The following is a 14,933-nucleotide window of genomic DNA, read 5'->3' on the forward strand; positions in this document are numbered from 1 at the left end:
CAGACCCGGGCCTTGTTTGTTGTCTGGACCAATTACGAGCCGCGTGCCAGATCCGTGCCAGATGTGCCGGTCGGAGCGGGTCCCTCACCCGAGCCCGAACCCTGGCCGGCCCCCTTCGGCTTGGACCTCCTCCCCGTTGTCCCGGCGCGGTTCGCCCTCGGCTTCTCCGCCCCCCGCCGATCCGCCCGCACCCGCTTGTCGAGCTGCTGTGCCACGCGCCGCTGCTGGTCCTCCGTCGAGTGCTGATAGATCATCGCGGCCTTCTCCGTCGACTGGCCGGCCCGCACCATCACGTCCTTCAGCGTCGCCCCGGACTGCGTGGCGAGCGTGTTCCCGGTGTGCCGCAGGTCGTAGAACCGGAAGCCCCGCCGCATCCCGACCTTCGCGCACGCCTTCCGCCACTTCCGCCCGAACGACGACCGCCGAAACGGCGCCCCACGCTCTCCGACGAACAGCAGCCCGTCATCGCCCTTGGCCGCATACAGCTCCATATGCAGCGCCACGTCGGCATCGAGCAGCGCCGGATAGAACACGGTCCGGCTGCCGGCCGCCGACTTGGGAGCACCGGTCACGCGCCGCCCCGTCGTCAGCTCCGGCGATGCCTCCGTGATGGACAGCGCCCGCCGCGTCTGGTCGACGTCTTCGCGCCGCAGCTCCGCTTGCTCCTCAGGACGCAGCGAGCAGTACGCGGCCAGTTGGACCATCAGCCGCCACCGCGGCCCCATCGCATCCGCCAGCGCATCGACTTGGGCGACCGTGGCCACCGGCCGTTCCTTGGGTGACTCCTGCCCGGCGCCCTTGATCCGGCATGGGTTGCGGTCGATCAGTTCGTCTTCCTCAAAGGCCGTCTGGAAGACCGCCTTCAGCAGGCGGTACGACTTCGCCACCGTCGTCGCCCCAGTAGCCCGGAGCCGTTCCGCCCGCCATGCCCGCACATCCGGCGCGGCGATCTCGTCCAGGTCGTACTCGCCGAACTTGGGGAGTAGATGCAGCCGGAGCAGCCTGCGGTACAGCTCCTCCGTCGTAGCACCCAAGGGACGCTCCTCGATCCACTTCAGCGCGTACTTCTCGAAGTTCACCGCACCTGTATCCGGGTCCCGCCAGTGGCCGCCCCTGATCTCCGCCTTCTTCAGCGCGACCCAGTCATCGGCGTCGTCCCACGTCTCGAAGGTGTCCGGCGCCGGCCGCATGAGACCGTCCGGGCCCAGGTAACGCGCCTGATACCGCCCTGACGGCAACTTCCTGACGTTCCCGAACCGGCGCCGCTCGCCCTTGTTGTTGCCGCTCATCGGAAGCTCCTGCGGTACCCCGCCCGACGCCGACGCGGCGGAGCGGGCTCGACGGTATTCGCCGCCAAGTAGCTGTCCACCACGCTCTGCCGGATGCGAACGTGGCTGCCGACTTTCACGTACGCGATACGCCGTTCCGCGATCAGCCGGCGCGGGAACCGCTCCGTCGTGCCCAGCAGTTCCGCCACCTCGACGACCGACAGCAGCCGGTCTTGCGCCTCGTTCATGCGGCCCTCCCCCGAGTTGCCGAATTGCTGGGCTGTCCGTCTGCCTGCGCCGTCGCTGCGTCGAGCGCGGCGCGCCAGCGCTGGCGTTCGGCGATCGCTGTTAAGAGGCGGTGCGAGATCGAGGGCACGTCCGGATCGCTCGGCCGGGCATGCTCCCAGATGTACCGATCGACGTCCGTGCCCCTGTTCGTCTCGCCGAGCCGTTCGAGCACCCAGGCCCGCCGTTCGTGCTTGTGGTCGGCGAGCGACTTGCCCGACCACTTCCGCGACACCAGCACCCGCCGGCCGCCGTAGCCCAGGTGTGTACGGCGATGCGCTTTCGCCTTGCAATGACCCGGCTGCATCCCGTCCCGCGCGTGCTTGGGCTGGACGCCGTACCGGAGCCAGTTCGCGCAGGCAGGCGAACACGGCTCGAATCGCAGCTCCTCTGCCAGCCGGTCGACGTGGTCCCGCTGCGCGTCCGAGTCCGGCTCGTGGCACTCGTGCACGGACTTGTTGAGGTACTTCGCGAGATAGCCGATGCACCGCCGCGCGTCCCTCGACCGGACGAGCACGCCCTTCGCGTTCACCTGAACCCCGAATCGTGCGACGTGCACCGCCTCCGCGGTCTCTTCGGCATCCAGTTCGTCGAGCGCTTCGTCCCACGTCGCCAACGCGACGCCGGTATCCGGGTCGACGTAGCCGCCCAGCTCGTCATCCCAGACCGGCACGGCATCGCCGTCGAATACCGGTTCGTCGCAGTCCGGCCACCACACCTGGTGATACGTCGCCGCCGCAACCTGCCGCAGCTCCGCCCGCGACACCGTCCCGCGAATCGCGAGGTGGACGTGAGGCGCAAGCCGCCGTTGCGGCTCCACCACGGCGAAGTACTGCACGTCGAAGCCGACCAGCCGCCGCAGGTTCTGGATGAACCGATCAACGAGCTTGGAGAAGTGCAGCGCGTCCCGCGCGGCCCGCCGGTAGTCGTACGAGATCGCGTCGACGGGCGTCCCGTCCTTCCGCACCCGCCCGTACGAGGGCAGGGTGAGCGTGACGAACAGCGAGGGCCGGAACGTCTTCCCGTGCGGCGCCGTGTACGCCTTGCCGACGGTGCGGGCGTCGATCTTGCGTCGAGGCAGGTCGACGACGTCATTCCGCCGCCGCGTGGAGCGGGCCCTCCGCTTCGCCTTGTCCGGGTCGACGTTGCCGCGCACCCCGGACCGGGTGATCTCGTCATCGAGCGCGGCCAGGTCGCCGGCGAGTTGTTCGCGTTCCTCGCCCGCCGCCTGGTCGTGATCCCGGGTGACGTCCGCCCTCACCTCGACCAACCACCGCTGCGTCTGGTTCGGCTCATCCGCCGACAGGTCCGGTTCCTCGGTCAGGTGCCGGCCCTCCCGGCAATGCGCCATCCGCAGCTGACGCTTCCGCTCCGCACACGACGCGCACACGCTCGCCAGCGCCGCCCCGCAGGGCACGTCCACGACCTCGACTTCGCCGGTCGTGATGTCGGTACGCCGCAGCGCCACCGGCCGGATGCACACCCCGTGTTCGAGGGCAGCGGCCCGCACGACCTCCTTCGCGAAGGGCATGCGGGCCCGCTCCACCCGCGTCGTTCGGCCGGTCATGACCCGCTCCGTCGCGCATGGGCCCAGACCGTCAGCCGGTAGCCACTTAGCCGACCGGACACCTTGTGCAGCGTGTACGGGCCGATGTACCCGTCTTCGTGGTCCTGCACGGTCATCACGGCACGGCGCGCATAACGTCGGCCCACGCGACGAGTTCAGCCGGGTCGTCAGCAAGCTGCCCGCTGATCTCCCACTCGGTTTCCACGTGGTTCCAGCTCATCTGCACCGACACCAGCACGGGCAGGCCCGGGTGTGCGGCCAGGTAGTCCCCGAACCCGCCGAGGGCATCCGCCCCCGACGCCATGTCGATCCCGTTCATGCCGCACCACCCGCAGCAACGTCGCGCACCATCGTGTCGATGTCCGCGTCCGAGACGAACGCCGCCCGTACCCGCACCGGTTCCGGGTGCGCCTCCCGCTTCACATATCCGACGCCCGCGCCGGTCTTCGGGTCGGCCGAGATCAGGTCCGCGGTCGCACCGCGGTCCCGGGCCCCGGAGGCGAGCACCATGTCCACCTGACCCGGCTCGCCCAACCGCAGCGCGATCCGGTCCGGGAACAGGTTGCGGAGGTTCATGACCTCCTTACGCGGATCCTGAAGCGCCCCAATCACGCAGAACCCGACCGACCGGCCTTGACTGGTCAGCGTCCGGCGTGAGCACGACGGCCGCTACGTCGAGGCCGACGCCATCCGCTGGACCGTCCAAGGCGAACCGACTGCCACCCGCACAGACGCCCCGCTCGCCCTCGCCGACCTGTTGCGAGTCGCGCCGGGCGAGCCGATGTTCACGTACGACGAGGTCCACACTGCCGAGCACGGCAGGCTGCGCCAGACGCACCGCACCTACGTCCCGTTCTCCGTGATGGTCGGCACCCCATACGAGGAGACGGCCCCGCCGCCCGCGCCCGCGCTCTTCGGCGCACTCGAAGCCGCCGGCTACCAGCTGCACTGGGTCGAGCACCTCCGCACGCGGATGCCCATGCCCGACGAGGCCACCACACTCCGACTGGCCGAAGGCGTCCCGTTGTTCCAGGTACTCCGCGTGACGCTCAATCAAGACGAACGTCCGCCTGCACTAGAAGAGTTCAAGATTCCGGGGGACGACTTGGAGATGACGTATCGAACCTCGCCGCAGCAGGTTCCGCACACGTGACGTGTGCGGTATCCGCCCTAACTGTCTCTGCAGACAGATACAGTGTCGGGAGCAGAACGTAGTAGAACGTGCCAGATTTCCTGGCCCTTGTTCCACATTGTTCCAACAAAGACCGAGTCCCCTCGCGCCCGGGAAGACGATGAGGGGACCCGGCCAATCAGGTACGGCTAGAAGGGTCCGGGTTGCCCGGGCCCTTCTCCGTGCGTCCATCGCCACACCGCATCCGCGACGTACACACAGCGCCAGATGGCTCGTCCTACACGAGGCGCGTACCGGCGGAAGTGATCTCTGCCAGTCCGTAACCTCCTGCGCAGCCGAGGCGCCACCGTAGGCGCACGCATCAGGTTCTCCACGTTCACTCCATTCACCGCCACCTAACTCACCGAATGTCGGCGAGCGAGACGGCGGCGAACGGACTGGGCCTGAAGTCCAGTTGCGGTCCGCCACGACCGACCTTACTCGGCGTCGGTCCAGGCTCTCCGGCGAACGCACAGACTTTGGGCCCGACAACGAAACGCAAAGTGAGCTCACTCTCGCACCGTTGGTGCTTCGTTGCCGCGAGTAGGTAGTCAATGGCTAGTGGATGGTTAGTGGATAGCTAGTCATTGACTAGATCCCAGGCAACACGGCCAATCGATATGTGATTTGCCTCACACGGCATCTTGCTGATACCCCAACTCACTTGTGCGGCCTGTCTATAGGTTCGCAGCAATCTCCGTGCACAACCCACGCGCCAGAAGGTGCGCCAGCTGCGCCACTACATCCGTCGGCACCGCGCCGAGGTTCACGAGTCCATCCCCGTGAACGTTCACGTCGGCCTTCAGCGCGCCGAAGCCGACCGCGATCCCGGCCAGGGTCAGCATGTCCGCCAGCTCCCGCGTCGCGCGGTCAGCCTCGCTCCACCCGCGGACATACGGGGTCCCGTCGTGGAACACCTCCGCCCGCGGCGCGCAGGTGCTCGTTGTCGGCAGCGGTAAACAGCAACCGCGGTGGCCGGCATTGGCTTTATGTGCTGTGGGGCGGCCCGGCGGAGACCAGGACGACCGTGGATATCCGGTCTGACGCGAGCTACGGATCAAAAGCGTTCGTCGTGGCGAGGCCTCGGTCCTAGGGTCCTGACCATGGACTCACAGCCGCCTCGATCCGAGCAGCACCAGCAGCGGCGAATGGACGGCGGACCGTATCCATGTCCTTGCTGCCGGCTCATGACGTTGGAGTCGTTCGCCTGCTTCGAGATCTGCCCGGAGTGCGGGTGGGAAGACGACGGGCAGGACGACTCCAACGCGGATCAAGTCTTGGGCGGTCCGAACGGGTCGATGAGTCTGACTCAGGCGCGCGAGGAGTACGAGGCCTTCATCGCTGATGGCGTGGGCCCGGACTCGGTGAGCCGTGGTGGCGTGGGAAGTTGGTGGGCTGCGGCGAAGCGTTTCATGGACGAGCAGCCGCAATGAGCAGTCGCCCGCGGGGCGGGCCCCAGCAGGAGTTGTCAGCATGACCAACATTGAAATTCCGGAGCACCTGATCAGCCTGAAGCTCGCGGCGGGCAGGGCCGCCGTGGCGCTGAGCGAGCATGTTCGGGCGCATGGGCCTACGCGGGGCTGGGCCGCCGAGACGATGGCCGAGGGCATCGCGCTGCAACGAGAGTGCGAACGGGCGGACTTCGCCTTCAAGCAGGCCCTTGAAGGCACAGTCTTCGCCTATCCGGAAGGTGACCGCACTGCGCGCCTGGCTCTGGCGAAAGCTGCCGCCCTGCGGGCCGAGATGGAGCGTGCCCGATGGGGGGATCCGGCGCGGTGAAAGAGGGTCAGGGTTAGGTAGGCGTCTTGGCAGGCGGTGCGCTGGCGCAGGTCAAGAGGCCTGTTGGGGTGATCGTGCAGCTCATTGCCAAGCTCAGCGTCTGGTCTGTACGAACTCGCGGTAGGCGCCCGCACTCCGGATCCGTGTCTTGTCTCGCCGAACCGCAGCGGGGCCCGTCTCTTCAGACAAGATGATGCGCACGGGATGCGGGACATGGCGCCGAGTGGTGCCGCAGCTCTCGCGGCGATATGCGTGGGACATCGGGGGATCTTGAACTCGCGACGGGGCAAAGAGTCTACGGCCGCCAGCGTGGCCACCGTGCAGGCTGAGGCAGCGATCAACCGTCTCGTCTCGAAGGCGCCGACTGAGCAGCGGAGGCTTGCCGACGGGCGTGAAACCAGCGTTGTCCTGGGCGGAATGATCTCCGAGTGGGAGCAAATCCGAGGTGGAAGCGTCGAGGTCGGCAGCGTTCGGAACCGGTGCGTCCGCGTATCGGACGATGCATTGGTGATTGGTGGCACGCGCCCCATGGGGGTGAGTGTCGACCTGTGCGCGATCAGCGATCACGCGCACGCTCGAACCTTCGCGTCCGGCTACCGGGAGATGGTGATCGGCAATGAGCCTCCCGTGGCGTACTGGTGCGCCACCGTGATCGTCGAGGACGTCCTACCCGTCATGCTCGCGGTGCTGGACCGCCAGCTCACCGGGGCTGTGGGGTTGTTGGACTGGTACCTCGATACCCCATGCACGTCCAGGTTGTGCCTACACCATCCAGACGCAGACGACATGCCCTTCTGTAGTTCACCGAGCTGTGCCGCGGCTTCACCGGACTCCCCTTGTGACTGTCTGTGCGGCGGCATCAATCACGGAATGGGCGAGGACGCGATTCGGCGCGCGCAGCCGCAGGCCCCCGATTGGTCCACAGCTCCCGCGCCCGTCTGGCAGCCGAATCCTGGCAGCGTTGAAGTCGACCGCGGAGATCGGCGTGTTGCCAGGCGGAGCCCGTTCGGAAAGCACGGTGGACGCGTTCGCCCGCCATCGTTGCCGTGGGCGTCCAGGCCGGGAGAGGCCACCGCGCCGCAATAGTCCCGGACGGGGTCAGGTGGGCCACCCGCAGCGGTTCAGGCTTGGCGGGGGCCGTAGAGGTGGGCGGAGACCGTGGGCTCGTTTTCGAGCAGGTAGTCGACGGCGGTCCAGAAGTCGGCGAGGCGGGGATGGGCGCGGGCCGAGTCGCGGTCGAGTTTGAGGCCGAAGAGGGCGTCGTCCGGGTAGGTGGAGGCGGCCGGGACGAGGCTGGCGGCCGGCGCGGCTTCGCCGGGGATGGGGCCTACGCGGCAGCCGAAGGTGATGTGGTCGGTGTGGGTGTCGGTGCCCCAGGTGCCGAAGATGACGTCGATCCACACATCGTGGTCGCCGTGGTGGTAGCAGTTCGCGTAGAAGACCGCGTACGGCTCGCCGTCGTTGCGGATGAACCCCCAGACCTTGTCGATCGGGACGTTGCAGCACTCGCAGTCGTACGTGTTCGAGCCGCGGTCGGGGTCAAGGCTGAGGTTCATGCACCCCATGATCGCTTTGAGGGGAAATAGCCGTACAGGCACCCCCTACGGCCCAGGCCCATGATCGATCCTGGGCCGTCTGTGGGCCGTGGAGGGTCAACCAACGGCGACCGAGGCTGACAAGCGGTGGCAGAGAATACGCAGGTCAGGGGCAGGGTAGAAGGTGGCAGCCCAGGTCGGAGGTGATCTCCGTTAACTCTCAGTCAACTAGAGTCGCTGGGCCCATCAACGCGCGTCATGAGCAGGCACTCAGCCCGGTTCAACTCCGCGAGGCTTCCGGGAGCGTGCGACGCGAGCCAGGTGTCTATGCGGGCCCAAGACTCGGTGACGCTGCCGAAGACCACGTCCATGCCTCGGCGAGGCCCGTCGATAATCATGCGCAGATCATCGGGGTCAGGTGCGACACGAGCCAGCGCAGGCCGGTCATGACTCCGGCGGACGTGCCAGATGCGTGCCAGACGGGGCGGTGAACCGCGGTCAACCGGGGGTTCGAACGGCGCGGGCGGACCCGGGTGCTGCGGCCTCCGGTGCAGGTCAGACGCCATACCAGCTTGATCACGCACGTGATTCCCAAGCTCAGAGCGCGAGTTCGATTCTCGTCACCCGCTCCATGACGAAGGCCCAGGTCGTAGACCTGGGCCTTGTTTGCTGTCTGGGGTTCTACTTGCAGCGGGTGCCGGTGGGGGGCAGGGTGCCGTCGGTGAGGTAGGTGTTGACGGCGTCGTCTATGCAGGTGCTCTTTTTGCCGTAGGCGGTGTGGCCTTCGCCTTCGAGGGTCAGCAGGGTTGCGTCGCCGAGTTCGGTGGTGAGGCGTTCCGAGGAGGCGTACGGGGTCGCGGGGTCGCCGGTGGTGCCTACCACGAGGATCGGGGTGTCCTGCGGGCCCTTGATCGGGTGGGGCTTCTCGGGGGTCTGGTAGGGCCAGAACTGGCAGGACCAGCCTTGGAAGTCCTCGGCGGCGGTGTCGCGGGAGAAGAGCGGGGCCTCCTTGTGGAGGCGGTCGAGGACCTGCTGGATGCGGTCCGGCGAGGGCTGGTCGCCGTGGCGGTCGGCGCAGCGGATGGCCGAGATGGCGTCCATGCTGCCGTCGTAGTGGCCCTTGTCGTCGCGTCCGTTGTAGTTGTCGGCGTAGAAGAGCAGCGCGGAGCCGTCCTTCTTGTCCATCGCGAGGCTGAAGGCCTCACGCAGCCACTTCCACCGTTCCTCGTTGCCGTAGAGCAGGCTGGTCATGCCCGTCCAGCCGAGGCCGGAGGTCAGCTTGCGGCCGTCGAAGCGGGTCGAGAGCGGCTTGGTCCGCAGGCCGTCGAGGAAGTCGACGCCGATCTCGGCGGCCTTGTCGGGGTCGCTGCCGAGCGGGCAGCCGGAGTGCGTGGTGCAGTCCTTGGCGAAGTGCTGGAAAGACTGCTCGAAGCCGACCTGCTGGTCGACGCTGTGGGCGAGCGGGTCGTCGCTCGGGTTGACGGCGCCGTCGAGGACGAGGCGGCCGATGCGGCCCGGGAACTCCTCGGTGTAGAGCGAGCCGAGGTACGTGCCGTACGAGTAGCCGAGGTAGTTGAGCTTCTGGTCGCCCAGGACCGCGCGCAGCACGTCCATGTCCCGCGCGACGTTGCGCGTTCCGACGAACGCGAGCAGGTCGCCGGACTTCGCCTTGCACGCCTCGGCGAACTCCTTGCTGCGCGCCTCGGAGAACGCCTTGCCGGCCGCGTGGTCCTTGGGGTCGGGGCCGTCGTCGGCGTTCCGGCGGTCGCGGGTGGCGTCGGCGAGGCACTGCACGGGGGCGCTGTCGCCGGTGCCGCGCGGGTCGAACCCGATGACGTCGAAACGGTCGTGGATCACGCCGTCGAAGTCCTGGTACGCGTACTTGAGGTAGTCGACGCCGGACTGGCCGGGGCCGCCGGGGTTGGTGAGCAGTGAACCGATCCGGCTGTCCGGCTTGGCGGCGGGCTCGCGCATCACCGCGATGTCGACGGCCCGCGCCGCCGGGTTCTCATAGTCGAGCGGGACGTGGAGCTTGGCGCACTGGAAGTCGCTCTCGTCCTTCTTCTTGGTCTTCGGGTCGTCCGGGCAGGGCTGCCAGGCGAGTTGCTGGCCGTAGAAGTCCTTGAGCGCCGGGTCGTCCTGGCCCTTGGGCTTGGGCGGCGGCGGAGGAGGGGGCGGCGCCGGGGACTCCGGCGCGGGCGAAGCGGCGGCGTTCTGCACGTCGTTCGCCTTGTGTTGCTTGGAGCCGCTGGTCGTGCAGCCGGCGAGCAACGCCGACGCGACGACCGCCGCGGGTATCGCGCGGCGAACTAGCGTGCGCCGGCGCGCTGCTGGGGAGACGGGGATTCTCACGCCGCATGACTACCACACGACCCCAACATCGGGTTGGCTGTTTTTCGCGCGCGCATTCGAGCGGGTGCCGGGCAGGGGTCAGGCGACGGCCTTCTTGATGATGGTGGCGAGGACGGCCTCGTCGGCGGGGGTGAGCTTCGTCAGGGCGAACGCGGCGGGCCACATGGTGCCTTCGTCGAGGGTGGCCTGGTCGCTGAAGCCGAAGGTGGCGTAGCGGGCGTTGAACTTCTCGGCGCTCTGGAAGAAGCAGACGACCTTGCCGTCCTTGGCGTAGGCGGGCATGCCGTACCAGGTCTTCGGGGCGAGTTCGGGGGCGTTGTCCTTGACGAGGGCGTGGATGCGCTCGGCCATGATGCGGTCGGAGTCCTGCATCTCGGCGATCTTGGCGAGCACTTCGCGCTCGGCCTCGGCCGCCTTGTCGGCCTTCGAGGCGCGGCGCGAGGCGGCCTTGAGCTCCCGGGCGTGCTCCTTCATCGCGGCGCGTTCCTCGGGGGTGAACCCGTCGAACGCGGGGCCGGTCTTCTTCTCGGCGGCGGTCTTCTTGGCGGCCTTCGGCGCGTCGCTCATGGTGTTTCCTCTCGGGGCGTTCGGTGGCTTGACCTCGCACAATCAATGTTAGGGAGGGTCCCTCGGGGAGGGCTTCTCCAAAACTGACGAGGCCCGGCCGGCGGACGGATCCGCTCGGCCGGGCCTGTGCCGGGTCGGTCAGGCGACCGGGTGCAGGACGCGGGTGTCGCTGTCGGCGGCGGTGTCCTCGAGGCCGCGGGGCATCTTCGACGGCCACCAGTTGCGGTGCCCGAGCAGCACCATCAGCGAGGGCAGGACGACGATGCGGACCACGATCGCGTCGATGAGCACCGCGGCGGCGAGGCCGACGCCCATCTGCTTCATGTCCATCATGCTCAGCGTCGCGAAGACCGCGAAGACGGAGACCATGACGATCGCCGCGCTGGTGATGACGCCCGCGGAGCTGGTGATGCCGCGTTCCACGGCCTGCTTGGTGGACATGCCGCTCAGCGCCGCCTCACGGATCCGGCTGACGACGAACACGTGGTAGTCCATCGACAGTCCGAACAGGACCACGAAGAGGAACAGCGGCAGCCAGGCGATCACGGCGCCGTTGGACGTGAAGTCGAGGATGCCCTCGGCCCAGTTGCCCTGGAAGACCAGGACGAGCAGGCCGAACGCGGCCATCGCGGAGAGCAGGTTGATCGCGATCGCGGTGAGCGCGACGACCACCGAGCGGAACGTGAACGCCATCATCACGAAGGTCAGCAGCAGCACGAACCCGATGACCAGCGGCAGCTTTTCCATCACGTGGTCGGCGTAGTCGACGTTGTCCGCCGTGTCGCCGGCCACCGCGAACTCGGCGCCGGAGACCTTGCCGACGGTGTTCGGCAGGATGTCGTCGCGCAGCGCGTTCAGGGCGTCCTTGGCCTGCTTGCTGGTGCTGCCGTACGGCGAGGTCACGTCGACGGTGAAAGCGCGGCCGTCGGCGGAGGCCTTCACCTCGGGGGCCTCGTGCGTGAACAGCCGGTGCGTGCCGACCTCGGCGAGCGCCTGGTCGAGGGCGGCGCGGGTCTCGTTCGACCTGCCGGGCGCGGACAGGACGACGATCTCGTCGGCGGCGTGCTTGCCCGGGAAGGCCGCGGTCATGCGGTCGTACGACTGGATGACGGACATGTCGCGCGGGAAGTCCTCGAGGGACGAGTTCTGCAGCTTCATCCCGACGGTCGGCACGGCCAGCACCGCGAGCGCCGCGACGGAGATGCCCAGGGTGGCCTTCGGGTGGTCGAGCGCCGGGCGCAGCATGGCCTTCCACAGCCGCGGCTCGCGGTCCTGGCGGGCGGTCAGGCGCCACAGCAGCGGGACGCGCGGGCGGTCGATCTTGTTGCCGAGCTTGGCGAGCAGCGCGGGGAGGACGGTGAGCGAGCCCGCCATGGCGACCAGGACCACGATGATGCCGGCGGTGGCCAGCCCGGAGAAGATCGCGTCGCCCGCGACGTACATGCCGGCCATGGAGACGGCGACCGCGAAGCCGGACACCACGACCGCGTGCCCGGAGGTCTGCGCGGCGACCTCGATCGCGTCGATCTTGCCGAGGCCCTTGGCGCGCTCCTCGCGCTCACGCCGCACGTAGAACAGCGAGTAGTCGACGCCGACCGCCATGCCGATCATCATGATCACGTTCATGGCGCTGCCGGGGTCGGGGACCAGCGCGCTGACGAGCCCGTACAGCCCGAACGACCCGAGCACCGCGGTGAGCGCGAGCAGCACCGGCACCGCCGCGGCGATGAGCGCGCCGAACGCGACCATCAGGATCACCAGGGTCACCGGCAGGCTGAACATCTCGGCGGTACCCAGGTCCTTGCCGACCTGGTCCTCGATCCCCTTGTGCAGCGAGCCGTCGCCGACGAGTTCGACGCGCAGCCCCGGGTTGTCCTCGGCGACCTGCCGCCCGGCCTTCTCCAGCGGCCCGACGCGCTCGGCGGCCTTCTCCGGGTCGCCCTTGTACTCGACCGGGACGAGGTAGGCGGACTTGTCGGCGGAGACCATCGCCGCGCCGACGCCGGCGACCTCCTTGAGGCCCTTCATCCGCGCGGTGACCGCGGCGGCGGCCCGCTCGGCGGCGGCCCGGTCGAGGGTGCCGGACTTCGCGGTGATCAGCACGTTCTCGGACGCCGGCGGCACCAGCCCGTACTGCCGGGTGATCTCCCCGGCCCGCCCCGACTGCCCGACGCCCATGTCGGACGCCTTGGCCTTGTGCGTCCCGGCCATCCCGCCCGCGACCATGCACACGGCCACGAGCGCGACCCAGATCCCGATCGCCCGCCAGGGGTTCGTGGCACTCCACCGCGCGAGGCGCACGGTCGCGGTGGTCTTCCGTCCCCTGCCCGCCCGTGGCGTGCCTTGTGGCGTGGTGCTCGTCGGCTGCCCCATGGCGAACCCGCCCTCTCGATTCGGCGTCCGTGTCTCGGTCACGTCATCGAGTCTTCTGTGCCGCGCCGCCGCGGACATTGCCCTCAGCCGCCGACCTGGGGTGGGTCCAGACCCACCCCGGACGCACGGGAGTTCGCGCGCGAAAGGCCCGAGGCGGCAGCCTCGGGCCTTTGCCGTCAGGGGAATCAGGAAGCCGCGGAGAGCAGGACCTTCAGCAGCGCGTCCGGCGCGTCGCGCATGACGTTGTGGCCGGAGTCGAGGGCGTGGGTCTGCCAGGCGGGGTCCGCGGTCAGGCGGTCGTAGGTCGGGGTGAAGGGCGACTCGGTGGGCCAACCGGTCGCGTAGACGTAGTGCTTGGTCGCGAAGCGGTCCAGGCTGCCGTCCAGCCGGATCGCCTGGAGCAGGCTGGCGAGCGGGTGCGGGGTGGCGCGCGGGTCGAAGAACGGCAGCGGGGCGCTGGTGAGGCCGGTGGCGTCGGTGCCGTTGAGGTACCACTCGCGCTCGTTGTCCGTGACGAGGCTCCAGATGGACTGGCCGTTCTCGGGGACCGCCGCGTCGATGTACACCAGGCCGGAGACGCGCTCGGGGACGCGGTCGGCGGCGCCGGTGACGACCATGCCGCCGTAGCTGTGGCCGACGAGGACGGCGTCGGTGATCTGCTCGTCCTCGAGGTGGTTCACCACGTCGGTGATGTGGGTGTCGAGGTTGACGGACGCGTTGAGCAGGTGCCTGCGGCTGCCGACGCCGGTCATGGTGAGCGGGTACGCCTCGTGGCCCTCGCGGCGCAGGGCGCGCGCGACGGGCTCGAAGGTCCAGGCGCCGTGCCAGGCACCGGGGACGAGGACGAAGGTGGTCATTGCGCTGCTCCGTTGCGGGAAAGGCCGTCGGGCGGTGCCTCAGGCGTCGACAGTGAGAACGATCTTCCCGGTGGTGCGCCCGGTCTCCGCGAGCCGGTGCGCGTCGGCGGCGTCGGCGAGCGGCAGCGTGGTGTGGACGCGCGGCTGGAGGCGGCCGACCTCGGCGAGGGCGGCGATCTCGCGGAGCCCGGTGGGGTCGGCCTCGACGATCATGAACGCGGCGCGCAGGCCCAGGGGTTCGGCGATGGCGGCGAGCGCGGCCTCGGCGGGTGAGGCGAGGGAGACGACGATGCCGCCGGGGCGGAGGGTGCGCAGCGAGCGCGGGCCGTAATCGCCGCCGATGGTGTCGAGGACGGCGTCGACGTCGGAGACCGCCTCGGCGAAGTCGACGGTGCGGTAGTCGACGAGTTCATCGGCGCCGAGGGCGCGCAGGAACGCGTGCTTGGCGGCGCTCGCGGTGCCGATGACGTACGCCCCGCGCGCTTTGGCGATCTGCACGGCGAGGTGCCCGACGCCGCCGGCGGCCGCGTGGACGAGCACGCGCTGGCACGGCCGGACGTCGGCTGTGTCGACCAGCGCCTGCCAGGCGGTCAGGGCCGCCATCGGCAGCGCCGCGGCCTCGGTGTGCGTGAGCCCGAGGGGCTTGGGCGCGAGGTGGCGGGTCGGGGACGTCACGTACTCGGCGTAGGCGCCGGCCGGCGCCGGATGCCGCGGCAGCCCGAACACCTCGTCGCCGGGCCGGAACACGGTGACGCCGGGGCCGACCTCCTCGACGACGCCCGAGACGTCCCACCCGAGCCGTACGGGCGCGTCGCCGCCCGCGAGCCCGCCGGTGGCACGGTGCCACGCGTCGGTCGGGTTGAACGCCGCGGCCCGCACTTTGACGAGGACTTCGGCTGGTCCGGGCACGGGCCGGTCGACCTCGACGACCTTCAGGGTCTCGGGCCCGCCGAACGCGTCCTGGCCGATCGCGCGCATCTTCATCACAGTCCTCCGGAGATTCGGTTGGGTCGCGGATGCGGCCGAACTGAACCTTCCGTCGGCGGCCGGGATTCCCGAGCGGGTCGGATCACGCCCGGGAGGCGGTCCGCCTTTGTGCGGCACCTCACCTGACGGTCCGTCAGATTTGTGCGGCGAACCCGTTGATGATCCGCCGAGCGCCCTCTAGGTTCAGTTCAT

At 69.1% G+C, this 14,933-nt stretch carries 15 protein-coding genes; 3 read left to right on the plus strand and 12 right to left on the minus strand.

Annotated elements, in window-relative coordinates:
• Positions 1 to 32: 32 nt before the first annotated feature.
• From QI554_RS32275 to QI554_RS32295, 5 genes are all read right to left on the minus strand, one after another.
• Positions 33 to 1,289, minus strand: a complete 1,257-nt coding sequence (locus QI554_RS32275; RefSeq protein ID WP_281475202.1) for a tyrosine-type recombinase/integrase — start codon at positions 1,287 to 1,289, stop codon at positions 33 to 35.
• A complete protein-coding gene (locus QI554_RS32280; protein ID WP_281475203.1) occupies positions 1,286 to 1,516 on the minus strand; it encodes an excisionase family DNA-binding protein in 231 nt (76 codons plus the stop codon). The genes QI554_RS32275 and QI554_RS32280 overlap by 4 nt, the downstream gene beginning before the upstream one ends.
• The gene (locus QI554_RS32285) at positions 1,513 to 3,120 is read right to left on the minus strand and encodes a replication initiator (RefSeq protein WP_281475204.1); all 1,608 of its coding nucleotides are present in this window, start codon (positions 3,118 to 3,120) and stop codon (positions 1,513 to 1,515) included. Before QI554_RS32285 ends, QI554_RS32280 begins: the two co-directional genes overlap by 4 nt.
• Before the next feature lie 115 nt (positions 3,121 to 3,235).
• Complete coding sequence (locus QI554_RS32290; protein ID WP_281475205.1) at positions 3,236 to 3,439, minus strand: hypothetical protein; 204 nt, start codon at positions 3,437 to 3,439, stop codon at positions 3,236 to 3,238.
• Complete coding sequence (locus QI554_RS32295) at positions 3,436 to 3,696, minus strand: hypothetical protein (RefSeq protein ID WP_281475206.1); 261 nt, start codon at positions 3,694 to 3,696, stop codon at positions 3,436 to 3,438. Before QI554_RS32295 ends, QI554_RS32290 begins: the two co-directional genes overlap by 4 nt.
• A gap of 112 nt (positions 3,697 to 3,808) precedes the next feature.
• Here QI554_RS32295 and QI554_RS32300 point away from each other — a divergent pair, with 112 nt between their 5' ends.
• Positions 3,809 to 4,273, plus strand: coding sequence for a UTRA domain-containing protein (locus QI554_RS32300; protein WP_281475235.1), 465 nt, complete (start codon positions 3,809 to 3,811; stop codon positions 4,271 to 4,273).
• A gap of 695 nt (positions 4,274 to 4,968) precedes the next feature.
• Here the strand turns inward: QI554_RS32300 and QI554_RS32305 are convergent.
• A complete protein-coding gene (locus tag QI554_RS32305) occupies positions 4,969 to 5,136 on the minus strand; it encodes a hypothetical protein (RefSeq protein ID WP_281475207.1) in 168 nt (55 codons plus the stop codon).
• A gap of 303 nt (positions 5,137 to 5,439) precedes the next feature.
• Here QI554_RS32305 and QI554_RS32310 point away from each other — a divergent pair, with 303 nt between their 5' ends.
• Together QI554_RS32310 and QI554_RS32315 are read left to right on the plus strand one after the other, a co-directional pair.
• The gene (locus QI554_RS32310; RefSeq protein WP_281475236.1) at positions 5,440 to 5,724 is read left to right on the plus strand and encodes a CPCC family cysteine-rich protein; all 285 of its coding nucleotides are present in this window, start codon (positions 5,440 to 5,442) and stop codon (positions 5,722 to 5,724) included.
• Positions 5,725 to 5,764: 40 nt separating this feature from the next.
• Complete coding sequence (locus tag QI554_RS32315) at positions 5,765 to 6,070, plus strand: hypothetical protein (protein ID WP_281475208.1); 306 nt, start codon at positions 5,765 to 5,767, stop codon at positions 6,068 to 6,070.
• Between the two features lie 1,121 nt (positions 6,071 to 7,191).
• Here the strand turns inward: QI554_RS32315 and QI554_RS32320 are convergent.
• The 6 genes from QI554_RS32320 to QI554_RS32345 form a co-directional block, all read right to left on the minus strand.
• The gene (locus tag QI554_RS32320; protein ID WP_281475209.1) at positions 7,192 to 7,626 is read right to left on the minus strand and encodes a hypothetical protein; all 435 of its coding nucleotides are present in this window, start codon (positions 7,624 to 7,626) and stop codon (positions 7,192 to 7,194) included.
• Between the two features lie 660 nt (positions 7,627 to 8,286).
• Positions 8,287 to 9,825: an alpha/beta hydrolase gene (locus QI554_RS32325; protein ID WP_281475210.1), complete on the minus strand. Its 1,539-nt coding sequence runs from the start codon at positions 9,823 to 9,825 to the stop codon at positions 8,287 to 8,289.
• Between the two features lie 210 nt (positions 9,826 to 10,035).
• Positions 10,036 to 10,524: an iron chaperone gene (locus QI554_RS32330; RefSeq protein WP_281475211.1), complete on the minus strand. Its 489-nt coding sequence runs from the start codon at positions 10,522 to 10,524 to the stop codon at positions 10,036 to 10,038.
• A 138-nt stretch (positions 10,525 to 10,662) separates the two neighbouring features.
• Positions 10,663 to 12,939 (minus strand): MMPL family transporter, encoded by a 2,277-nt coding sequence (locus QI554_RS32335; protein WP_281475212.1) that lies wholly within the window; start codon positions 12,937 to 12,939, stop codon positions 10,663 to 10,665.
• A gap of 143 nt (positions 12,940 to 13,082) precedes the next feature.
• Positions 13,083 to 13,754 (minus strand): alpha/beta fold hydrolase, encoded by a 672-nt coding sequence (locus QI554_RS32340; protein ID WP_281475214.1) that lies wholly within the window; start codon positions 13,752 to 13,754, stop codon positions 13,083 to 13,085.
• A 39-nt stretch (positions 13,755 to 13,793) separates the two neighbouring features.
• Complete coding sequence (locus tag QI554_RS32345) at positions 13,794 to 14,732, minus strand: NADP-dependent oxidoreductase (RefSeq protein ID WP_281475237.1); 939 nt, start codon at positions 14,730 to 14,732, stop codon at positions 13,794 to 13,796.
• Positions 14,733 to 14,933: the final 201 nt, after the last annotated feature.

The organism is Yinghuangia seranimata, from assembly GCF_029953285.1.
Taxonomy (GTDB): domain Bacteria; phylum Actinomycetota; class Actinomycetes; order Streptomycetales; family Streptomycetaceae; genus Yinghuangia; species Yinghuangia seranimata.